We start from the raw sequence: 20,186 nt of genomic DNA, 5'->3' as shown, positions 1-20,186 counted from the left end.
CGCCGGTGATGCCGGTAAATTCTCGACGTGCTATTCGTGTTGCGATGTCGTCGGAAGTTCCTTGGCCGTTGACTGCTTCTGCATCGGTCAGGTCTTCTGTATGGAATTTTCAGTGCGGTTATGGCCGCTAGTTTACGTCAGGTCACCTGTTTGCATCTGCTTGCCCGTGTTCTGAGGATGCTTGCCTTTGGTTCAGAGCGCGTCCCCGACCCGGATCTTCCTGGCGGCTTCGTAGGCCCGTTCGGCGGCGGCGCTGGCTCCGTACCTCCGGCCATCTGTGCGGTCGTCCACCCGTTGAGCAGCATTAGGTCGCCTTCGCTGCCGCCGGACTTGAGGAAGGTGTGGGACTGGAAGTGCCGGCCGAGGTGCGCGTGAAGATTGCGGCCGACCACGCCGTGGGCGTCTGCGGCGTTGCCCCGCCTGCGGAGCATGATCTTGATGCCGTTCGGCGAGAGCGGCGTGCTTCGGCGATGGTTGCTGAGCCACAGTCTGGTAGTGGTGTCGGCATAGGGGCGGTGCGCGCGGACGCGGAGGCAGCGGCCGAGGGCTTTGCCGGTCGCGGTGCCCACTCGTTGATCGACGCCTACCAGGCCGGCGGGGCGAGAGTCAGGGCTCGGGTGCGCATGTGAAAATCCTCCAATAGGAGTGTCGCTGAGCGCTGTGCTAGCTCCCGGGCCGCGTCCGGCGGCACGAAAAAGGGCTGAACCCGCAGGTCCAGCCCCTATCGGTCGGGACAGGATTTGAACCTGCGACCCTCCGATCCCGTGTCGGAGGGTCGCAGGCGGGCCTGTGTCGGCCGTGCTTAACGCGCGCTACTGTGGTCCATTCGCCGCTAGCGGATGCGGTTCGCCGGTGAGTGCAACGAGTGCAGCCGCGACTTCCTCGATGGTTGCGCTGACATAGGTCAAGGTGTTGCCCGTTCGGGTGCTGGCTTGGACGTGGCCCGCGTAAGCAGCGGCCACGGCGTAGCCGAAGTTGCGTTCGACCCACGTGAGCGTCGTGTACCGGAGCCAGTGCGAGGTGACTCCCAAAGTCGAAACCCACGGAAGGATGTGGCCGATTCGCTTCCAGATCTGGTCGTAGTAGGTGATCGGAATCGGCCTTCCGTTGCGATGGCGGAGCAATTGTGCGGTCCTGTCGTGGTCTGGGGCCCGGTAGCGCTCGTGGGCAATGAGCGCGTCCATCAGGCTCGGCGATACTGGCTGGTCGCGCACGGTGTTTCCCTTCTCTCTCAGGCGGACGGTGAGTTGTTTGGCATCGAGGTCGCAGGGGCGCAAGGCTTTCGAACCGCCTCGCCGGCACGCGGTTTCGATGTGGAGCCGGATGATCAGCGTGGTCAATGCCGGGTCGACGCCGGTCGTGGCGGCGACCTCGTTGATTTCGGAAAGCTGCGCTGTTGTCAGCGGCCGTCGAGTGCTTTTCTGTTTTGCCGGCCGGCGCAGGTCTCGTGCCGGGTTATCCTCTTGGGGAATCAGGCGATCGGCGACAGCGCACCGGTAGAGGAATTTGATCGCATCGATGAAGTTCGCTCGTGCGCCGAGGCCGTCCCGTGAGTTGGGGCGAAGCGCCGATCGTTCCTGCACTTCGATCGAGAGATTCATGATTTCCGACGCAGTCGGCTCGTCGATGAGCCGAGTGGGCCACTCGGCTTTTGCGACGTCCAGGTAGACGGCCCACATTTCCCGGGAACTGGCTGATGCGGCTTTCAGAACCTTCGGCACGTATTGCGTGAAAGTCGGCATTTCCTTTGGTCTGGTGCCAAGGTCGGCGAGGTCCTTCGGCGAGACTCCCATGGTCGCCAAGAGCGCCTTTGCGGCAGTGACGATGTCGACGGAGCGGTCGGGCCCAGTCATGCCAGCTCCCCGGGGAAGAAGCGCTGATTCGTTTCGGAGAGAAGCTGTTCGACGAGCGGCATGGGATAGATCAGGAGCAGATCCGCGGAACGGCTGGCGGCCAGCAGCAGAGGATCGCCGGTGCGTATTTCGCACCGCGACCGCAACCCAGCGGGCACCTTCACGCGGGGCCCGCCGATTACGGCGAAAGCCCCCTCCGGGTCGCGGCGGACAACGACCGCCGTGTCGTCGCGCGACGCGACGGACAGCCTCGTGCCCGCACTCCACTCGAGCGTGTGCAGGAGCCTTCGCTCGGCGAGGCGCCCGGATCGGTCGATCCGGGCGATCGTGTAACTCCACGCGGCTTCGGGAAGACGAGCGTGGATCGTCGGCAGCGCTGCCGGTGACGGCGCAGAGGTTATGCCCGAGCCGGTCGCGCATGCCCTCGCGGGCGGGATCAGCGGAGTGAGTCGAGGCTCAGGCATCCGACCACCTGTGAGTCTGGCCTTGATGCCCAGCAGTGTTCGTCAGGCGTGCCCTGACGAACTTTCGTGAATACGCAGGGTTGGATCGGCGGCTACTCCGTGTGTTGTGACGGTCGAGGCAGCGGCTCGAGGTTGCGTGGGGACGTATCACCGATATTCTGCGGTAAGCAACCGCTTAGCGGTGGCTGTCCAGCGGCGGACAAGGAGACGGTGTGGTGGAGTCGTTCAAGGATCGCGTTGCCCTGGTCACCGGGGCCAGCCGGGGGATCGGGCTGGCTATCGCGAAGGGGCTTGTCGAGCGCGGGGCGAAGGTGGTCATCACGGCGCGCAAGCCGGAGCCGCTCGCTGAGGCCGTCGAGCTGCTCGGCGGGCCGGACGTCGCGGTCGCGGTGCCCGGCAAGGCCGACGACGCCGTGCACCAGCAGGAGGCGGTCGCCGCCGCGGTCGAGAAGTTCGGCAGTCTCGACATGCTGGTCAACAACACCGGCATCAACCCGGTTTACGGCCCGATGGTGGACATCGACCCGGCCGCGGCGAGCAAGATCTTCGCGGTCAACGTGGTCGCGCCGCTGTCGTGGATCCGCGTCGCGCGGGACGCGTGGATGGGCGAGCACGGCGGGTCGGTGGTCAACGTCGCGTCGATCGCGGGCATCCGCACCTCGCCGGGCATCGGCATGTACGGCGTCAGCAAGGCCGCGCTGATCCGGCTCACCCAGGAACTCGGCGGCGAACTCGGTCCGAAGATCCGGGTGAACGCGGTGGCTCCGGCGGTGGTCAAAACGCAGTTCGCGACCGCGCTTTACGAGGGTCGCGAGGAAGAAGTCGCGGCGGCGTATCCGATGAAGCGGCTCGGCGTGCCGGAGGACATCGCCGGTGCGGTGGCGTTCCTGCTGTCCAATGAGGCGGGCTGGATGACCGGGCAGACGGTCGTTCTCGACGGCGGCGTGACGCTCGGCGGCGGTCTGTGAGCGCCGGGGTCGTCATCACCGGTGGCGGCGGCGGGATCGGGGCGGCATTAGCGCGGCGGTTCGCAGCGGACGGTGCTCGCGTGGTCGTCGCGGATCTTGACGGTGACCGTGCGGCCGAAGTCGCGGCGGAGGTCGGCGGTACGGCGTTCGCTGGTGACGTGGCAAGCGAATCCGGCGTGGCTGACCTGATCGGCTCCGCCCGCGAAACGCTCGGTGAGATCGACGTTTTCTGTGCCAACGCCGGGGTCGCGCCGTTCGGTGACGCCAACGCGGACGAGGACGCGTGGTCGCTGGCGTGGGACGTGAACGTGATGGCGCATGTCCGCGCGGCCCGGTTGCTGCTGCCGGCGTGGCTGGAGCGCGGCGAGGGCCGGTTCGTCGCGACGGTGTCCGCGGCGGGCGTGCTCACCAGCCTCGGCTCGGCACCGTATTCGGTGACCAAACACGGCGCGCTGGCGTTCGCGGAATGGCTGTCGGCAACGTATCGGCACCGTGGGATCACCGTGCAGGCGATCTGCCCGCAGGGCGTCCGCACCGCGATGCTGGAGGAGACCGGTGAGCGCGGCAAACTGCTCATGGGCGCGACCGCGATCGACCCGCCGCAGGTGGCCGACGCGTTGTTCGCCGCCATGGCCGAGGACCGGTTCTTGGTGCTGCCGCACGCCGAGGTCGCCGACTTCTATGCCTTGCGCGCCACCGAAACCGACCGCTGGCTCGGCGGGATGAACAAGCTGCAGCGGAAAATGGAGGAGCTGCCCGGCGACGCGTGACCCGATATTCTCCCCTGGGCGGCACGGGGCCGCAGGGGAGAACAAGGAGCCGGAATGACCGCACCCGCGCGAGCCGACATGTCGCGCATCGCCACCGCCAGTTTCATCGGCACCGCCATCGAGTTCTACGATTTCTACATCTACGGGACCGCGGCGGCGCTGGTGTTCGGGAAGGTCTTCTTTCCGACGTTTTCCTCGACCGCCGGGGTGCTGGCCTCGCTCGGCACCTTCGCGGTGGGATTCGTCGCCCGTCCGGTCGGCGCGATCCTTTTCGGACACTGGGGCGACCGGATCGGCCGCAAGTCGATGCTGGTCACGTCGCTGCTGGTGATGGGACTGTCCACAGTGGCCGTCGGGCTGGTGCCGGACTACGGCACGCTCGGCCTCTGGTCGCCGATTCTGCTGGTGGTGCTGCGTTTCGTGCAGGGCATCGGCCTCGGCGGCGAATGGGGCGGCGCGGTGCTGATGTCGACGGAGTACGCGCCGCCGGGCAAACGCGGGCTGTACTCGGCGTTCCCGCAGCTCGGCCCGGCCATCGGGTTCGTGCTCGGCAACTTGCTGTTCCTGGTGCTGGACGCGGTGCTCCCGCCAGCCGCATTCCTTGCCTGGGGCTGGCGGCTGCCGTTCCTGTTCTCCGCGGTTCTGCTGGCAGTCGGGTTTTACATCCGGATCAAGATCGCCGAGACGCCGGTTTTCCAGGCTGCTTTGGACAAGGCCGAACAAGCGAAGGTTCCGTTGTTCGAACTTCTTCGGAAACAGCCACGAGTCTTGGTGCTGTCGACGTTGTCGTTCGTGCTCGCACACGCGCTTTTCTATACCGTCACGACGTTTTGTCTTTCGATGGCGACAACTGCGCTCGGCATCCCGCGCACGACTGTCCTGATCAGCCTCCTCATCGCGGCCACGGTAATGGGCGTGGCGACCTTGGTGTTCGCGATGAAGTCCGACCAATGGGGCCGCCGACGGCTGAGCGCGGCAGCCGCGGTGTCCGTTGTGGTGTGGGCGTTTCCGCTGTTCGCCTTGCTGCAGACGGGAAACCCGGTGCTGCTGACGCTCGGCTTCGTCGGCGGCTTGGCGTGTTTCGCGATGCTGTACGGGCCGATGGGGGCGTTTCTGCCGGAGCTGTTCCGGGTGCGGTACCGGTATTCGGGCGCGTCGATCGCGTACAGCGTCGCCGGGGTGATCGGCGGCGGGATCGTGCCGTTGATCTCGACCAACCTCTGGGCGTCGACCGGTTCGACGGTGCCGGTTTCCCTGGTCCTGGTCGTGCTCGGGATACTCAGTTTCCTGTGCGTCCTGGCGCTGCCGGAGACCCGGGACCACGACTTCTCCGACGGGCTCGGCGAGGAGGCCCGGCAGCCCTGATCCACTGTGCACCCCACCCGGGCGGGGGACAAACCTGGCCCGGGCGTGCCTTTTCCGGCCCGGTGCGCCGTTCGGGCTGCGGCTCTTGACACGCTGATTTGGTCTAGTCCAGTGTGTGACGGCACCCTTCCGGGTGCACTCCTCCCGGGTTGATCCCGCCGCCTCAAACCGGAGGTGTTCCGTGGTGCTCGTGGGAGGAACACGATGAAATCAGTGCGTCGGCTGGCCGCGCTCGCGGCGGCGGCAGGGGCGGCTCTCGCGACGGCGGCCGGGGTGGCCACCGCCGCGCCCGCGTCCGCCCCGCAGCTCGCGGCGGCTCCGGACCCGGTTCTCGCTTCGCCGTACCTGTACCAGTGGGCGGGGCAGACCAGCGCGTCGGCGGCGATGTCCGCGACCGGGATCAAGACGTTCACGCTCGCGTTCATGCTGTCGGACGGTTCGTGCAACCCGAAGTGGGACGGCGACCGTTCGCTGACCGGCTCGGACAAAACCCTGATCAAGAGCATCCGCGACGCGGGCGGCGACGTCGTCCCGTCCTTCGGCGGCTGGTCCGGCACGAAGCTGGGCGCGAAGTGCTCGTCGGCGACGGCGCTCGCGGGGGCGTACCAGAAGGTGATCGACGCGTACGGCCTGAAGGCGATCGACCTCGACATCGAGAACACCGACGAGTTCGAGAACGCGACCGTCCAGGACCGGATTCTGAACGCGGTCAAGATCACGAAGCAGAAAAACCCGGGTGTGCGCGTCGTGATCACGATCGGGACCGAAACGTCCGGCCCGAACGACTGGGGCAAGCGGCTGATCAAGCAGGCGAAGGCGATCGGCGCGCCGGTGGACGTGTGGTCGGTGATGCCGTTCGACTTCTCCAGCGGCGGCGACATGGCGGGCAAGACGAAGTCCGCGGTGGACGGTCTCGCGGGACAGTTGAAGTCGACGTTCGGCTGGGACAGCGCCACGGCGTACCGGCACGCGGGCCTGTCGTCGATGAACGGCAAGACGGACAACCCCGGCGAGGTCGTCTCGGTCGCGGACTTCACCGCGATCCGCGACTACGCAGCCGGCCACCACCTCGGCCGCTTCACCTTCTGGGCCGCGAACCGAGACTGCTCGGGCGGCGGAGAGTGCAGCGGAATCTCCCAGCCGAAGTACGCGTTCACGAAGATCGTGGCCGGATATCACGGCTGATTCGGCCGGACCTGACTGGGCTGACGGGACCGGGACCGGGCTGACTGGACCGGGACCGGGCTGACGGGACCAGACCGGGCCGACCGGGCGGGGACCGGGCCGACCGGACCGGACTGGGCTGACCGGACGGGGACCGGGCCGACTGGACCGGACTGGGCTGACCGGACCGGGACCGGGCCGACTGGACCGGACTGGGCTGACCGGACGGGGACCGGGCTGACGGGACCGGACTGGGCTGACCGGACCGGGACCGGGCTGACGGGACCAGACCGGGCCGACGGGACCAGACCGGGCCGACCGGACTGGACCGGGCTGGACCGGGCTGACCGGGCCGGTCTGGGCCGTCCTGGCGGGGGACTGATCTGACCCGGCCTGAGTCCGCGCTCGAGCTTGGCGACGAGGCCGCCGTTCCGAGGGGTGCGGCCTCGTCGCCACCTGCCGCGCGACCGGGCGCTGCGCTGCAGGGGAGCCTCGAACGAGGCAGGGGCGGATCCGGGAGCGAGTCGGGTCTGAGCCGGATCGGTGGGTCTCGTCGGGCCAGGCCGATCCGGGTAGCGCCGTCGGTCCAGGGGAGTGATCCATGGCTGGGTTGGTGCCGTCAGGCCGCGGCGATTGCCGAGAGTTCCAGACCCCGGTGGAGAGCCGGGGTCTGGGTACGCAGAGGCCGGGCACGGTCGCGTGGTGGGGGAGCGACCGCGCCCGGTTTCACTGCGGCCGGAGCGACAAGGCCGGTTCTTGATGCTCGGCGCAGGGAAGCAACCAGCCGGACCCGCGCGGCCGCGTCGACCCGGTAACTGGCCGACGGGATTCTCGATCTCTGGCACCGGATCATTCGTCCCGAAACGTCAGGCTCAGACGTCACCCGCCCAGCACTCGCCGTACGAAGTCCGTTTTCCCCGCCGTGTACTCCTCCCGATCAGTCACCTCCCGAGCCAGCCGTCGCTTCACCTCGGCGTACTCCGCCGCCAACCCAGGATCCGCCCGTAGCGCGTCCCGGAACTGCAACTGCGCCCGCCACCGTGGATGTCCCTCCGGCAGCAGATGCAGATGCGCCACCCGACGCTGCCCCTCCGCATCCGGCAGCACGAAAAACCGTCGCCAAGGTGCCGCAACATCCAGCTCCGGCGGCACGAAACACCACCCACGCGCGGAAAGCACCGGCACCACCGCCGAGACCGTCTCCGTGGACAGATCCCGCATCGGTGCCATCACGTCGAGCACCGGTTTGGCTGCCAAACTGGGCACCGCCGTCGAGCCGACGTGCTCTACTTCCCCACGGGCGAGCCACGGCGCGAGCAGTCGCGAGAGTTCCGCGCACAGTGCGGAGCCCCGCGACGCCCACGTCGGATCCGGGGGCTGGATTTCCGGCCGTTCATCGGCCCAATCCGGGGTGACGGACATGCCAGCCACCGTAACCCCGGCCACCGACAAAAAACCTCAAGCAGGCAGATCCACCAGATCAGCCAGCCGAGCCCGATGCCGCCCCGGCGTGCCGAAAGCGATCTGGTCGCTCTTGGCCCGCTTGAGATAAAGATGCGCCGGGTGTTCCCACGTCATCCCGATCCCGCCGTGCAGCTGCACCGCTTCCTCCGCCGCGTGCACCGCGATCGGCGACACCCGCGCCTGCGCGACCGCCACCGCGATCGGCACGTCGTTCCCGGTCGCCAGCGCATCCGCCGCGTACCGAGCCGTCGCCCGTGCGTTCACCAGTTCCGTGTACAGATTCGCCAGCCGGTGCTTCAGCGACTGAAAACCCCCGACCGGACGGCCGAATTGGTACCGCCCCTTCAGGTACGTCACGGTCTCGGTCAGCGCCCACTCGGTGATCCCGGTCTGCTCCGAAGCCAGCAACCCAGCGGCGGTGGTCAAAGCAGACTCCAACGCCTCCGCAGCGGCCGAACCAGTGCAAATCACCTGTGCCGCAGCGGAATCCAGCGTCACGTCGGCAACCCGGCGCGTCAGGTCCAGCGACACGGCCTCGGTCACGGTCGCCGCGGAAGCGTCCACGGCGTAAAGGCCAGGGCCATCAGGACCGACAGCCGGAACGATCAGCAGATCGGCGACCGAAGCATCGACCACTGTGGACACTCGCCCGGTCAATGTTCCGTCAAGAAACTCAACAGTGGCAGGGAAAGCGGAACCCGGAGCAGTCGACAACGGCACCGCCAAAGCGCCGATGACCGAACCCGAAGCCAGCTGGGGGAGCAGGTCCGAGCCCGCGGCGAGCAAGGCGGCAGTCGCGAGTACTGCACTGCCCAGGTAAGGCACCGGCGCGACGCTCCGGCCCAGTTCCTCCATGACGACCGCGACCTCGCGCGTCGAAGCCCCGTGTCCGCCAAGGGATTCCGGCACCATCAGCCCAGCGGTGCCGAGGTCGGCGGCCAAGGTCTTCCACAGCGCAAGGTCGTACGGCGTGTCCGTCTCGACCCGCGCAAGCAGGGCAGTCGGCCCGGCCCGGTCGGTCAGCAGGGCCCGCACCGAGGACCGCAGATCCTCTTCCACGTCCGAGTACAGCAGGTCCGGCGTGCTCATCGCGGCAGGTCCTTCCAGGCGACGTCCTTGTCCACCCGCGGCTCGGACGGCAGCCCCAGCACGCGTTCGGAGATGATGTTCCGCAGCACCTCCGAGGTACCGCCCTCGATCGAGTTTCCCTTGGCGCGCAAGTACCGGTACCCGGCGTCGCGGCCGAAGAAGTCGACCTGTTCCGGACGGCGCATCGTCCAGTCCTCGTAGCGCAGGCCCTCTTCGCCGAGCAGTTCCAGCTCAAGGCCGGACAGCTCCTGGTTCAGCTCGGCGAACGCCACCTTCATCGCCGAACCCTCCGGACCGGGCGCGCCCACCGCGAGCTGCTGCCGCTGCCGTTCTCCGGCCAGCCGCAGCGATTCGGCTTCGACCCAGTGCTGCACGAGCCGGTCGCGCAGTTCCGGCGTGCGCAGTTCGGGACGGTCCCGCCAGGTCTTCGCGACGAGCCCGATCATGCCGCCCTCGCGCGGCATCGCGGTGCCGCCGATCGCGACGCGCTCGTTCATCAGCGTGGTCTGCGCGACCTTCCAGCCCTCGCCGACCGCGCCGATCCGCTGCGAGTCCGGAATCCGCACCTCGGTCAGGAAAACCTCGTTGAACTCCGCCTCGCCGGTGATCTGCCGCAGCGGCCGGACCTCGACGCCGGGCGCCGTCATGTCGCACAGGAAGTACGTCATGCCCTGGTGTTTCGGCACGTCCGGGTCGGTGCGGGTGACGAGGATGGCCCATTGCGCGAGATGCGCGCTGGACGTCCACACCTTCTGCCCGGTCACGACCCAGTCGTCGCCGTCGCGGACCGCGCGGGTGGCCAGCGCGGCGAGGTCGGAGCCGGCGCCCGGTTCGCTGAACAGCTGGCACCACACCTCCTCGCCGGTCCACAGTGGACGGAGGTAGCGCTTCTTCTGCTCGTCGGTGCCGAACGCGAGGATCGTCGGCGCGGCCATGCCGAGCCCGATCAGGATGCGGCGCGGGTTGTTGTCCGGCGCGCCGGCCGCGGCGAAAGCGGCCTCGACCTCGCCCTGCAGCGCACGCGGAGCACCCTGTCCGCCAAGGCCTTCGGGGAAGTGCACCCAGGCGAGCCCGGCGTCGAAGCGAGCCCGCAGAAAGTCCAAAGTGGACAACTCCGCCGGGTCGTGCGAGGCAAGGAAAGCGGCGACCTGCGCCCGCAGTTCCTCGGCGGTCACTTGCCCGCCTCCGTCCGGTACTTCTTCAGCTCGCGCCGCGCCAGCGAACGCTTGTGCACCTCGTCCGGACCGTCGGCGAGCCGCAGCGTGCGCACCCCGGCCCAAATCTCCGCCAGCGGGAAGTCCTGCGAAACGCCGCCCGCGCCGTGGGCCTGGATCGCCTTGTCCAGAATCCATTCGACGGCCAGCGGAGTCGAAATCTTGATCGCCTGGATTTCGGTGTGCGCGCCCTGGTTGCCGACGGTGTCCATCAGCCACGCGGTCTTCAGCACCAGCAACCGCTGCTGCTCGATCCGCACGCGCGCCTCGGCGATCCAGTCCTGCACCACGCCGGCGTCGGCGATCGGACGGCCGAACGTCTCGCGCGACAACGTGCGGCGGCACATCGCCTCCAGCGCGCGCTCCGCCATGCCGATCGCGCGCATGCAGTGGTGGATGCGGCCGGGGCCGAGGCGGGCCTGCGCGATGGCGAACCCGGAACCCTCGTCGGCGATCAGGTTCTCCGCGGGGACCCGCACGTCCTCGAACAGCACCTCGGCGTGCCCGCCGTGGTCGCCGTCGGCGTAGCCGAACACCTGCATGCCGCGCACGACGGTCAGCCCCGGCGTGTCGCGCGGGACCAGGATCATGCTCTGCTGCTTGTGCGCGGGCGCGTCCGGATCGGTCTTGCCCATCACGATGAAGATCTTGCAGTTCGGGTTCATCGCGCCGGTGATGTACCACTTGCGCCCGTTGACGACGTACTCGTCGCCCTCGCGGCGGATGCTCGTCGCGATGTTGCGCGCGTCCGAGGACGCCACGTCGGGTTCGGTCATCGCGAACGCGGAGCGGATCTCCCCGGCCAGCAACGGTTCCAGCCACTGCTTCTTCTGCTGCTCGGTGCCGAACATGGTCAGCACTTCCATGTTCCCGGTGTCCGGCGCGGCGCAGTTCACCGCGGCGGGCGCGAGATGCGGGCTGCGGCCGGTGATCTCGGCGAGCGGCGCGTACTGCAGGTTGGTGAGCCCCGCGCCGTGGTCGCCGGGCAGGAAGAAGTTCCACAGCCCGCGCTTGCGTGCTTCGGCCTTCAGCTCGTCGACGATCGGCGGCGGGGACCACGGATCGGTGCGCGCGGCCAGTTGCTCGTGGAAAACGGCCTCGGCGGGGTAGACGTGCGAATCCATGAATTCGAGCAGCTGCCCGCGCAGTTCCTCGGTACGGGCGTCGAACGCGAAGTCCATCAGTTCTCCTTGGTGAGCGTCTTGCTGCCCTGCTCGATCAGGGGGGCGACGGCGGCGCCGATCTGGTCGAAGCCCTCGCCGACGGTTTTGCCTTGCTGGAAACGGAAGTAGATGCCCTCGAGGATCACCGCGAGCTTGAAGTACGCGAAGCTCACGTACCAGTTCAACGCGGACAGATCGCGGCCGGAACGCTGTGCGTAGCGGGCGATCGTCTCGTCGGTGTCCGGGTAGCCGGGCGCGCTGCTGGCGTTGGACACCATTGGCAGCGACAGCTGGTCCCGCTGCGCGTAGGTGATCATCAGGCCGAGGTCGGTGAGCGGATCGCCGAGCGTGGACATCTCCCAGTCCAGCACCGCGGTGATCCGGTCTTCGCCGTCGACGAGCACGTTGTCCAGCCGGTAGTCGCCGTGCACGATCGCGGGCGGGCCGGACGTCGGGATCGCCGCGGCGAGCTGGTCGTGCAGCCGGTCCGCGCCCGGGAGGTCGCGGCTGCGCGAACCGTCGAGCTGCTTCTTCCACCGCCGCAGCTGCCGTTCCAGAAAGCCGTCCGGACGGCCGAAATCGCCGAGCCCGACCGCTTCCGGATCGACCGCGTGCAGGTCGACGAGCGTGTCCACCAGCGAATCGGCGATCGCCCTCGTCCGCCGCGGGCCGAGCTGCTCCAGCTCCTCCGCGGTCCGGTACGGCGTGCCCTCGACGAACTCCATCACGTAGAACTGCGCGCCGAGCACGTCCGCGTCCTCGCACAGCAGAACGGTTTCCGGCACCGGCACCGGAGTTCCGGCCAGCCCGCTCATCACGCGGAACTCGCGCCGCATGTCGTGCGCGGTCGGCAGGACGTGCCCGAGCGGCGGACGGCGCACGACCCAGCGCCGCGTGCCGTCGGTGACGAGATAGGTGAGGTTGGACCGCCCGCCCTGCACCACGTCCGCGGCGAGCGCGCCGGAGACGAGCCCGGGCCGCTCGCGGTCGAGATGGGCGCGCAGCCTCGCGAGATCGAGGCCGGGCGGGTCGGTTTCGGTCATCGGAAGGACTCCAGTTCATGCGGGGTCAAGGGGTTCAGAGGATGAGCCGGGAAACCATCTCGGCGACGCAGGCGGGTTTGTCCTCGCCCTCGATCTCGACGGTCCAGCGCACGACGGCCTGCTTGCCGCCGGGCACGTCGGTCAGTTCGACCAGATCGGCGGTCCCGCGCACCCGCGAGCCCACCTTCACCGGCTGCGGGAAGCGCACCTTGTTGAGGCCGTAGTTGATGCCCATCTTCAAGCCGTCGACCCGGTAGATCTCCGGCAGGAACGCCGGGATCAGCGACAGCGTGAGGAACCCGTGCGCGATCGTCGTGCCGAACGGGCCCGCGGCGGCCTTTTCGGCGTCGAGGTGGATCCACTGGTGGTCGCCGGTGGCGTCGGCGAACAGCTGCACCTGCTCCTGGGAGACGGTGTGCCATTCGCTCGTGCCCAGGGGCTTGCCGACCGCTTCGGCGAGTTCGGCGACATCGGAGAACACGCGCATCGCGATCAGTCCTTCGGTCCGCCGGCGACGTAGATGACCTGGCCGGACACGAATCCCGCGCCCTCGCTGACCAGGAACGACGCGACGTTCGCGATGTCCTCGGGCGTGCCGACGCGCTGCACCGGGATCTGCGACGCGGCCGCGGCCTTGAAGTCCTCGAAGCTCATGCCGACGCGCTCGGCGGTCGCCGCGGTCATGTCGGTGGCGATGAACCCGGGCGCGATCGCGTTGGCGGTGACGCCGAACTTGCCCAGTTCGATCGCCAGCGTCTTGGTGAAGCCCTGCATGCCCGCCTTGGCCGCGGAGTAGTTGACCTGCCCGCGGTTGCCCAGCGCCGAGGTGCTGGACAGGTTGACGATCCGGCCCCACTTCTCCTGCGTCTGGTACTTCTGCACCTCGCGGGTCATCAGGAACGAACCGCGCAGGTGCACGTTCAGCACCGAGTCCCAGTCCTGTTCGGTCATCTTGAACAGCAGGTTGTCGCGGGTGATGCCGGCGTTGTTGATCAGCACGGTCGGCGCGCCGAGTTCCTCGGCCACGCGGGTGACCGCGGCTTCGACCTGCCCGGCGTCGCTGACGTCCAGCGCGACGCCGACCGCGCGGCCGCCGTCGGCGACGATCGCCTCCGCGCCTTGTTTCACCCCGGCCTCGTCGAGGTCCAGCAGGCCGACGGCGAACCCGTCGGAAGCGAGGCGGCGGGCTACGGCGGCGCCGATGCCACGGCCGGCGCCGGTCACGATGGCCACACGGGAAGCGGTCACGGGGGATCTCCTCATCGTCGAGAAAGCGGTTCGGCAGCGCGCTAAGCGTACGCTTAGTACGAGAATTTCGCGAGACCTCGGAAGGGCGGTTCGCCGCGTGCGGCCGGAATGTCGGCCCGGACGAGTAGGATCGCCGCCGATGAAGAGCACGAGCGCGCATTTCGCCGCGGCGGGACGCGCGCTGGGTCAGGCGGTCGCCGGAGGCGGCGGCCCGGTTGTCGCGCCCGGCCGCACGCACCAGGCGCTGATCGGGTTCGCGGCGGTCGTCGCCGGAGTGCTCGCGTTCTTTCCCGCCGACCGCGCGAACGAGGGCGCGCGGGTGCTGGCGGCCGCGTTGACCATGTTCGCGGTCGGGCTCACCCTGGTCCGTCCGCTGTGGGCCTGGCGGGTGCTGATCGTCGTCGTGGGCTGCGCGGATCAGCTTTACGGGATCCACGCCCGGTTCGGCTGGCCGTGGAGCGAAGGCCTCGCGTTCGCGGCGATCCCGGTGCTCGCCGCGGTCGGCCGCAACCACCGGCCGGGCGTGCTGGCGTGGGTCTGGCTGATCTCCACCGGGGTCAGCGCCCTGCTGGCGAACGTGGGCGGCGAACTGGTCGTGATCTCCGTGCTGCTCGCGGTGCCGCTGGCGTTCGGCTGGCTGGTTTCGCGGCTGCGCGGCGCCGAACGCGACCTCGAGGCGGAGTCCACCCGCCGGGCGGTGCTGGAGGAGAGGACCCGGATCGCCCGCGAGCTGCACGACGTGGTCGCGCACCACATGTCGGTGCTGGCCATGCGCGCGGACTCCGCCCGCTACCGGTTCCCCGGCCTCGACGACGGGCTGCGCGAGGAGTTCCAGTCGATCCAGGACACCGCCCGCAACGGGATGACCGAAATGCGCAGGCTGCTCGGCCTGCTGCGCGCCGGGCAGACCGGCAGCGAAACCGAGCCCCAGCCCGGAGCCGAGCAGATCGGACAGCTGGTGGAACGGGTCCGCGCGGCGGGCACCGACGTGCGGTTCGAACTGCGCGGGGATTGTCGACGCTTGCCCGAGGGAGTCGGGTTGTCGGCCTACCGGATCGTCCAGGAAGGGCTCAGCAACGCGGTGCGGCACGCTCCCGGCGCGCCGATCGAGGTTGCCGTGCACGTCGATCCGGGACAGCTGCGGCTCGTCGTGCAGGACACCGGTGCCGTCGCGAGCGCCCCGGAGGACACGGCGGGCCGGGAGAAACACGGGCTGCTCGGGATGCGGGAACGCGCGGCAGCGCTCGGCGGTACGTTTTCCGCGGGACGAAGGGACGGCGGCGGGTTCGCCGTCGTCGTGACCGTTCCGCTCGACTAGGGGGAAAGCCATGGCGGTGACGGTGGTGATCGCCGACGACCAGACCATGGTCCGGCAGAGCTTTCGCGCGGTGCTGGACGCCCAGCCGGACATCGAGGTGACCGGCGAAGCGGCCACCGGGACCGAGGCGGTGGCCGCGTGCCGTGCGCTGCGCCCGGACCTGGTGCTGATGGACATCCGGATGCCGGACCTCGACGGGCTGGCCGCGACCCGGCTCATCCTCGGCGACGGCCGGGACCCCGGGCCGCGGGTGCTCGTGCTGACCACGTTCGACGCGGACGAGTACGTCTACGGCGCGCTCGGCGCCGGCGCCAGCGGATTCCTGTTGAAGGACTCCCCGCTGGACGACCTGGTCGTCGCGGTCCGGATGGTGGCCGCGGGCAACGCGCTGTTCGCGCCCGCGGTGACCCGCCGGGTGATCGAGGGGTTCGCCGGGACGCGGCCGCCGGCCCAGGACGTCGGCAGGCTGTCCGAGCTGACCGCGCGCGAACTCGAAGTGCTGCGGCTGATCGCGCGCGGACTGTCCAACGCGGACATCGCGAGGCAGCTGGTGATCGCGGAGCAGACCGCCAAGACGCACGTCAGCCGGGTGCTGGGCAAGCTCGGGGTCCGCGACCGCGCACAGGCGGTGGTGCTGGCCTACGAGGCGAAGTTCGTGGTGCCGGGCCAGTGATACGCCGGTAGCACCCGCCGCGCGGGCACGCTACCGGGGGAGCAGGCGAAGACCGCTCCGCGGACCGACGATTCCGAGGCGCCGGTCTCCCTAGTTTTCCCTGGTGCGCCAAGAGAAAAAGATTGTCCTGGGGCTGGCGGCGGCGATCGCCGCGCTGACCGGGATTGCCGTCGTCCGCTGGGTCGGCGGCGCACCGCTCGGGGTGGACAGTGCCGTGTACCGCGCCGGTGCGCTGGCCGTGCTGCGCGGACAGCCGCTCTACGAGCCCTTGCTGGCGCTCGACCCGAAGTCCGCGCTGGAACTGCCTTTCACGTACCCGCCGAGCGCGGCGTTGCTGTTCCTGCCGCTGGCCGCGCTTCCGGCGCACTTCGCGTGGTTGCTGCTCGCGGTCGGCTCGGTGCTCGCGCTCTGGTCGGTGTCGCGTCGCTTCGCCCGCGAGCGCCCACTCCTGACGCTCTGTCTCCTGCCGGTGCTGGAACCCGTATGGCGGATGATTTCGCTGGGCCAGATCAACGGCGTGCTGATGGCCCTGGTGGTGCTGGACGCGCTGCCGGTCCGCGACCGCAGATCCGGCGGGATGCTGATCGGACTGGCCGCGGCGGTGAAGCTGACCCCGCTGATTTTCGTCCCGTACCTGTTCCTGACCGGCCGCCGCGCCGACGCGTGGCGCGCGCTGGCGACCTTCCTCGGGGCGAGCGCGGCCGGGGCGCTGATCCTGCCGGGGGACTCGATCCGGTACTGGACCTCGGCCATGCTGGACAACCGCAACGCCGGAGCCGTCGACTGGGTGCTCGACCAGTCCCTGCACGGGATGTTCGCGAGGTTCGGCGCGACCTCGCTCGGCTGGTACGCGGCGGCGGCCGCGCTGTGCCTGCTGGCGGGTGCGCTGCTGGTCCGCGACTTCCACCGGCGCGGCGACCCGCGAGCCGCGCTCCTCGTGACGGCTGGGTGCGGGCTACTGGTAAGCCCGCTTTCGTGGACGCACCACTGGATTTGGGCAGTGCCGCTGGTCGGTCTCCTTTCCGGCAGACGGGTCGCGTTGATCTGCGCCGGAGCGGTTTTCAGCGGAGTCGCGCTGGCCGTGGTTCCCGAGGGCGGGCACCGAGAACTGTCGTGGAATCCGGTGGAGACGGTGCTCGGCAACGCCTATGTGCTGAGCGCGTTGGCCGTAGGCGCGGTGCTCATCGTCCGGCTGGCTCGGGGACGGGGGCCGCTTGCCGTGCGGGAGCGGCTAGTGCGGCCAGCGCGACAAGTTCGGTGAGCGCCATCCCGCGTTCGACAAGGCCGAGCGGAATGAGCAGCCACCAGCGTTGGTCAGTCAGCGTGGCGACAGCGACCGCGCCGAGGATCACCGCGAACCACGCGAGCGACGCCACGGCGAGCGCGCGGGCGAGGAACCGGCGGCGCGGTGCGTCCGGAAAGGCCGTGCGCGCCGAGATGAGCACTGCGAGCGGGAGGCAGACGAAGGCGACGACACTGGCGATCCGGTGCAGCGTGCCGCCCGCTCCGGAAGCCGCTGCGTTGGCCCAGTCGGTCTTCGGGAACGCGACGATCACCAGCAAACCGCCTGTCCAGAACGCTCCGAACACCGCCGCGAGCACCGGCAGCCGTCCCTGCAGCCGCAGCACCGCGAGCGTGACCGCCGAACCGGCCGCGACCAGCACGACAGCCAGATCGAACACCCACTTGTGGTCCGACAGCCCGTATTCGCTGATGGTCCGCCAGGTCGCGCTGATCTCGTCGGTCGGCGGCACCACCTGCAACAGCAGCATCAGCACGGCGCCGAGAGCGAGCGCGGTGATCCCGGCGAGCGCGAACACGGCGGGGCGGCGGTCCGCGGACACGGTTGTCATGTACTCAGAGTGACACGCGCCGGATATGTCCCCGGTGAGTCAGGCCGCCCGGCCGGACCCGGTGACCTGCGCGCGCACCGTGCGCAGCGCGTTGTGGTCCACAGTGGACGGTTCGGCGGACAGCCAGCCGCCGATCTCGTGCAGGAACTGCTCCGGCGTCATCGGCGGACCGGGTTCGCCGTCCGGTTCGGCGGTGGTGACCTCGCCGTCGCGGCTGGGGTACACGATCATCGCGCCGCGCAGCGCGACGCCGGGCAGCAGTTCGCGGTAGCGGTCGAGGCTTTCTTCCAGCCGGGTGCCGCCGCCGCGGAACGGGCGCCCGTTGCGCAGCAGCCGGCCGTCCTCGGCGGTCTCGTAATGCCCGGGCAGCCACAGCTTCGACTCGACCAGCACCAGGCGTTTCCCGCACAGCACCGCGTGGTCGACGTCGGCGAACACCGAACCGGGCCACGCGAGACCATGGAAGATGCGCGCGCCGGGCAACCGGGTCAGGTACCGCTCCAGCAGGTCGGCGGTGAGCCGTTCGGCCAGCTCGTCGGACTCGGCGCCGGGGGAGCCGAACACCGCGCTGCCGCCGAATTCCTCGGCGAACTCGTGCCGGGCGCGGCGGGCGGACAGGAAGCCGCGGGCGAGCCGGTGCACGAGCAGCGCGGTGCCCGAGGTGAGCGCGAGCCAGACGATCAGCACCGGCGGCGTGAAGTCGACCCCGGCGAGCAGCGGCAACAACACGAACACCGCGCCGGCGATCGCCGCGACGACCGGCGTATGCCCTGGCCCGCGCCGCCGCCCGTGCCGCATCCGCGGGTCCGCCGCGGCGAACGACCACCACTCCAGGCTTTCCGGATCGATGTCCGGCGCTTCCGGGCAGTAGCCGGGCTGCTCGCCGAATCGCCGTCGCGGCCGGGGTTTGGGCACCGAAGCAGCAGGAACGCCGGCGTCGTAACGAGCGCGTTCGTTGGGGTCGGCGAGGGTGTCGTAGGCCTCGCGCAACAGCTGGAAGGTGCCGACCGTGCCGCCCGCGTCCGGGTGCAGCGTCTTGGCCAGCCGACGGTAGGCGGCCTTGATCTCCGTGGGGGACGCGGTTTTCCCCACGCCGAGTACCGCGTAGTAGTCGGGCACGGTTCGGGTTCCACCTCCGGACGGCTGCCCGCGCAACGATATGGGGTCGCCGGGGCGGACTGCCATCCGCCTCCGCGGCGCGCCGGAGTGAACGTGTTTCCGCTAGTTTCGGGCTAGCCACTCCTCGCGGCCGACGGCGTACTCGACGGCGTGGCGGTCGTCGCCGGGCGCGAAGTAGTCGGGGTTGTCGTCGGCGATGAAGTCGCGGATGTGCCGGAGCCCGATGGAGGCCATCGTCGCCTGGGAGGCTTTGTTGCCCGCTACAGTCCCGGCGAAGATGCGGTCGAGGCCGACCTCGCGGAACCCGTGCCGGAGCAGTTCGAGCGAGCCTTCCTTAGCGAGTCCTTTGCGCCAGTACCGGCGAAGCAGCCGGTACCCCAATTCGGCCTCTCCCGGTGCGTCGCCGGGGCGCAGGGCCCAGTAACCGGCGAAACCGGCTTCGACGAACCCGGCCCAGCAGCCGATGCCCGGAGCGGTGTTCGCGAGCAGCTTCCGAAGCGCTTCAGCCGACTGCTCCCGGGTGCGCACGCCGCCCAGGTAACGCATCACTTCCGGGTCGGCGGAAAGTTCGACCTCGTGCTCGAGCTGTCCGCGGACAACGGGACCAGCCGGAGGCGCTCAGATCGGTTGGGACATCACGCTAACTCTTCGCCAGCCACTCTTCGCGGCCGACGGCGTACTCAACCGCGTGCAGGTCGTCTCCCGGGGCGAAGTACTCAGGATCGGCGATGAAGTCCCGCACGTGCTTGAGCCCGATGGAAGCCATCGTCGCCTGGGAGACTGTGTTGCGGGCTGCCGTCCTCGCGTAGATGCGGTCGAGGCCGACGTCGCGGAACCCGTGCCGGAGCATTTCCCGCGCGCCCTCCTTGCCGAGTCCCTTGCGCCAAAAGCCGCGAAGCATCCGGTATCCCAATTCGGCCTCTCCCGGTGCGTCGCCGGGGCGCAGGGACCAGAAACCGGCGAAAGCGGCATCGACGAAGCCAGCCCAGCAACCGATCCCGCCACCGGCGTACGCGAGGGTCCGCCGAAGCTCGTCCGCCGCCTGCTCCCGGGTCAGCACCCCGGCCAGATAACGCATGACCTCCGGGTCGGCGGAGAGTTCGACCAGGTGCTCGAGATGTCCGGCGGACAACGGGGCCAGCCGGAGGCGCTCGGTGCGCAAGATCGGTTGGGACATCAGGCGAAGGCTCCCGGCCAGGTGGACGATGGGAAGCAGTCTCGCAGCCGGGCGGGCCGCCCGTCAGCCGGTTTTCGGCGGTGCCTCCCGGTCCGTGGCGCCATCTCATGCCGGGGACTCAAGGCGGCGCTGCGGGATCCGGCTGTCCGTGAGGGGAACCCTGAGGGACTCTGAGTCCCTCAGGGTTCCCCTCACGGACACGAGCAAGCGGCCACGAGGCATGGGGCGGGCGTTTCGGCGA

20 protein-coding genes are annotated in these 20,186 nt (G+C 69.4%); 7 read left to right on the top strand and 13 right to left on the bottom strand.

Features of this window, described 5'->3' with window-relative positions; genetic code table 11:
- Nucleotides 1-812: 812 nt before the first annotated feature.
- Both D0D37_RS25150 and D0D37_RS25145 read right to left on the bottom strand, forming a co-directional pair.
- On the bottom strand, nucleotides 813-1,853 hold the full coding sequence (locus D0D37_RS25150) for a tyrosine-type recombinase/integrase (protein ID WP_116203028.1): 1,041 nt from the start codon (nucleotides 1,851-1,853) through the stop codon (nucleotides 813-815).
- A complete protein-coding gene (locus D0D37_RS25145; RefSeq protein WP_116203027.1) occupies nucleotides 1,850-2,317 on the bottom strand; it encodes a hypothetical protein in 468 nt (155 codons plus the stop codon). Before D0D37_RS25145 ends, D0D37_RS25150 begins: the two co-directional genes overlap by 4 nt.
- A 215-nt stretch (nucleotides 2,318-2,532) precedes the next feature.
- On the opposite strand from D0D37_RS25145, the gene D0D37_RS25140 reads away from it, so the two are divergent.
- The 4 genes from D0D37_RS25140 (at nucleotide 2,533) to D0D37_RS25125 (ending at nucleotide 6,605) form a co-directional block, all read left to right on the top strand.
- Nucleotides 2,533-3,285, top strand: coding sequence for an SDR family oxidoreductase (locus tag D0D37_RS25140; protein ID WP_116203043.1), 753 nt, complete (start codon nucleotides 2,533-2,535; stop codon nucleotides 3,283-3,285).
- Nucleotides 3,282-4,055 (top strand): SDR family oxidoreductase, encoded by a 774-nt coding sequence (locus D0D37_RS25135; protein WP_116203026.1) that lies wholly within the window; start codon nucleotides 3,282-3,284, stop codon nucleotides 4,053-4,055. Before D0D37_RS25140 ends, D0D37_RS25135 begins: the two co-directional genes overlap by 4 nt.
- 54 nt (nucleotides 4,056-4,109) lie before the next feature.
- Complete coding sequence (locus tag D0D37_RS25130) at nucleotides 4,110-5,420, top strand: MFS transporter (protein WP_116203025.1); 1,311 nt, start codon at nucleotides 4,110-4,112, stop codon at nucleotides 5,418-5,420.
- A gap of 204 nt (nucleotides 5,421-5,624) precedes the next feature.
- Nucleotides 5,625-6,605: a chitinase gene (locus D0D37_RS25125; protein ID WP_208720137.1), complete on the top strand. Its 981-nt coding sequence runs from the start codon at nucleotides 5,625-5,627 to the stop codon at nucleotides 6,603-6,605.
- A gap of 858 nt (nucleotides 6,606-7,463) precedes the next feature.
- On the opposite strand, the gene D0D37_RS25120 is transcribed toward D0D37_RS25125, so the two are convergent.
- Genes D0D37_RS25120 through fabG form a run of 7 tightly spaced genes read right to left on the bottom strand, consistent with a single transcriptional unit; the run spans nucleotide 7,464 to nucleotide 13,820 of the window.
- The gene (locus D0D37_RS25120) at nucleotides 7,464-8,006 is read right to left on the bottom strand and encodes a GrpB family protein (RefSeq protein ID WP_116203024.1); all 543 of its coding nucleotides are present in this window, start codon (nucleotides 8,004-8,006) and stop codon (nucleotides 7,464-7,466) included.
- Nucleotides 8,007-8,042: 36 nt separating this feature from the next.
- Nucleotides 8,043-9,137 (bottom strand): acyl-CoA dehydrogenase family protein, encoded by a 1,095-nt coding sequence (locus tag D0D37_RS25115; protein WP_116203023.1) that lies wholly within the window; start codon nucleotides 9,135-9,137, stop codon nucleotides 8,043-8,045.
- Nucleotides 9,134-10,312 carry an acyl-CoA dehydrogenase family protein gene (locus D0D37_RS25110; RefSeq protein WP_116203022.1) on the bottom strand — a complete coding sequence of 393 codons (1,179 nt, stop codon included), beginning with the start codon at nucleotides 10,310-10,312 and terminating at the stop codon, nucleotides 9,134-9,136. The genes D0D37_RS25115 and D0D37_RS25110 overlap by 4 nt, the downstream gene beginning before the upstream one ends.
- Nucleotides 10,309-11,532 (bottom strand): acyl-CoA dehydrogenase family protein, encoded by a 1,224-nt coding sequence (locus tag D0D37_RS25105; protein ID WP_116203021.1) that lies wholly within the window; start codon nucleotides 11,530-11,532, stop codon nucleotides 10,309-10,311. Before D0D37_RS25105 ends, D0D37_RS25110 begins: the two co-directional genes overlap by 4 nt.
- On the bottom strand, nucleotides 11,532-12,557 hold the full coding sequence (locus tag D0D37_RS25100) for a phosphotransferase family protein (RefSeq protein WP_116203020.1): 1,026 nt from the start codon (nucleotides 12,555-12,557) through the stop codon (nucleotides 11,532-11,534). The genes D0D37_RS25105 and D0D37_RS25100 overlap by 1 nt, the downstream gene beginning before the upstream one ends.
- Before the next feature lie 34 nt (nucleotides 12,558-12,591).
- On the bottom strand, nucleotides 12,592-13,044 hold the full coding sequence (locus tag D0D37_RS25095; protein ID WP_116203019.1) for a MaoC family dehydratase: 453 nt from the start codon (nucleotides 13,042-13,044) through the stop codon (nucleotides 12,592-12,594).
- A gap of 5 nt (nucleotides 13,045-13,049) precedes the next feature.
- The gene (gene fabG / locus D0D37_RS25090) at nucleotides 13,050-13,820 is read right to left on the bottom strand and encodes a 3-oxoacyl-ACP reductase FabG (protein WP_116203018.1); all 771 of its coding nucleotides are present in this window, start codon (nucleotides 13,818-13,820) and stop codon (nucleotides 13,050-13,052) included.
- Between the two features lie 124 nt (nucleotides 13,821-13,944).
- Here fabG and D0D37_RS25085 point away from each other — a divergent pair, with 124 nt between their 5' ends.
- The 3 genes from D0D37_RS25085 (at nucleotide 13,945) to D0D37_RS25075 (ending at nucleotide 17,057) form a co-directional block, all read left to right on the top strand.
- Complete coding sequence (locus D0D37_RS25085) at nucleotides 13,945-15,123, top strand: sensor histidine kinase (RefSeq protein WP_162834460.1); 1,179 nt, start codon at nucleotides 13,945-13,947, stop codon at nucleotides 15,121-15,123.
- Nucleotides 15,124-15,133: 10 nt separating this feature from the next.
- Entirely contained in the window at nucleotides 15,134-15,796 is a 663-nt protein-coding gene (locus D0D37_RS25080; RefSeq protein WP_116203016.1) for a response regulator, read from the top strand.
- Nucleotides 15,797-15,899: 103 nt separating this feature from the next.
- Complete coding sequence (locus D0D37_RS25075) at nucleotides 15,900-17,057, top strand: glycosyltransferase 87 family protein (RefSeq protein ID WP_244223662.1); 1,158 nt, start codon at nucleotides 15,900-15,902, stop codon at nucleotides 17,055-17,057.
- Here the strand turns inward: D0D37_RS25075 and D0D37_RS25070 are convergent.
- The 4 genes from D0D37_RS25070 to D0D37_RS25055 form a co-directional block, all read right to left on the bottom strand.
- Entirely contained in the window at nucleotides 16,978-17,649 is a 672-nt protein-coding gene (locus tag D0D37_RS25070) for a DUF998 domain-containing protein (RefSeq protein WP_116203015.1), read from the bottom strand. The two genes, D0D37_RS25075 and D0D37_RS25070, sit on opposite strands and share 80 nt — an antisense overlap.
- Nucleotides 17,650-17,688: 39 nt before the next feature.
- Nucleotides 17,689-18,768, bottom strand: a complete 1,080-nt coding sequence (locus D0D37_RS25065) for a J domain-containing protein (RefSeq protein WP_116203014.1) — start codon at nucleotides 18,766-18,768, stop codon at nucleotides 17,689-17,691.
- Nucleotides 18,769-18,870: 102 nt separating this feature from the next.
- Nucleotides 18,871-19,314 carry a GNAT family N-acetyltransferase gene (locus D0D37_RS25060; protein ID WP_116203013.1) on the bottom strand — a complete coding sequence of 148 codons (444 nt, stop codon included), beginning with the start codon at nucleotides 19,312-19,314 and terminating at the stop codon, nucleotides 18,871-18,873.
- Between the two features lie 94 nt (nucleotides 19,315-19,408).
- Entirely contained in the window at nucleotides 19,409-19,945 is a 537-nt protein-coding gene (locus D0D37_RS25055) for a GNAT family N-acetyltransferase (RefSeq protein WP_167493568.1), read from the bottom strand.
- Nucleotides 19,946-20,186 lie beyond the last annotated feature (241 nt).

This window comes from Amycolatopsis circi (genome assembly GCF_003385235.1).
Lineage (GTDB): Bacteria > Actinomycetota > Actinomycetes > Mycobacteriales > Pseudonocardiaceae > Amycolatopsis > Amycolatopsis circi.
The sequence above is the reverse complement of the archived record's forward strand: the minus strand, read 5'-3'. Positions and strand labels throughout refer to the sequence as shown.

Bases quoted from the DNA above. Each gene is read 5' to 3' on its own strand.
- D0D37_RS25120 (WP_116203024.1), bottom strand. From the start codon at position 8,006: ATGTCCGTCACCCCGGATTGGGCCGATGAACGGCCGGAAATCCAGCCC.
- D0D37_RS25060 (WP_116203013.1), bottom strand. From the start codon at position 19,314: ATGCGTTACCTGGGCGGCGTGCGCACCCGGGAGCAGTCGGCTGAAGCG.
- D0D37_RS25085 (WP_162834460.1), top strand. From the start codon at position 13,945: ATGAAGAGCACGAGCGCGCATTTCGCCGCGGCGGGACGCGCGCTGGGT.
- D0D37_RS25080 (WP_116203016.1), top strand. From the start codon at position 15,134: ATGGCGGTGACGGTGGTGATCGCCGACGACCAGACCATGGTCCGGCAG.
- D0D37_RS25095 (WP_116203019.1), bottom strand. From the start codon at position 13,044: ATGCGCGTGTTCTCCGATGTCGCCGAACTCGCCGAAGCGGTCGGCAAG.
- D0D37_RS25130 (WP_116203025.1), top strand. From the start codon at position 4,110: ATGACCGCACCCGCGCGAGCCGACATGTCGCGCATCGCCACCGCCAGT.
- D0D37_RS25125 (WP_208720137.1), top strand. From the start codon at position 5,625: ATGAAATCAGTGCGTCGGCTGGCCGCGCTCGCGGCGGCGGCAGGGGCG.
- D0D37_RS25115 (WP_116203023.1), bottom strand. From the start codon at position 9,137: ATGAGCACGCCGGACCTGCTGTACTCGGACGTGGAAGAGGATCTGCGG.
- fabG (WP_116203018.1), bottom strand. From the start codon at position 13,820: ATGAGGAGATCCCCCGTGACCGCTTCCCGTGTGGCCATCGTGACCGGC.
- D0D37_RS25055 (WP_167493568.1), bottom strand. From the start codon at position 19,945: ATGTCCCAACCGATCTTGCGCACCGAGCGCCTCCGGCTGGCCCCGTTG.
- D0D37_RS25145 (WP_116203027.1), bottom strand. From the start codon at position 2,317: ATGCCTGAGCCTCGACTCACTCCGCTGATCCCGCCCGCGAGGGCATGC.
- D0D37_RS25105 (WP_116203021.1), bottom strand. From the start codon at position 11,532: ATGGACTTCGCGTTCGACGCCCGTACCGAGGAACTGCGCGGGCAGCTG.
- D0D37_RS25100 (WP_116203020.1), bottom strand. From the start codon at position 12,557: ATGACCGAAACCGACCCGCCCGGCCTCGATCTCGCGAGGCTGCGCGCC.
- D0D37_RS25070 (WP_116203015.1), bottom strand. From the start codon at position 17,649: ATGACAACCGTGTCCGCGGACCGCCGCCCCGCCGTGTTCGCGCTCGCC.
- D0D37_RS25150 (WP_116203028.1), bottom strand. From the start codon at position 1,853: ATGACTGGGCCCGACCGCTCCGTCGACATCGTCACTGCCGCAAAGGCG.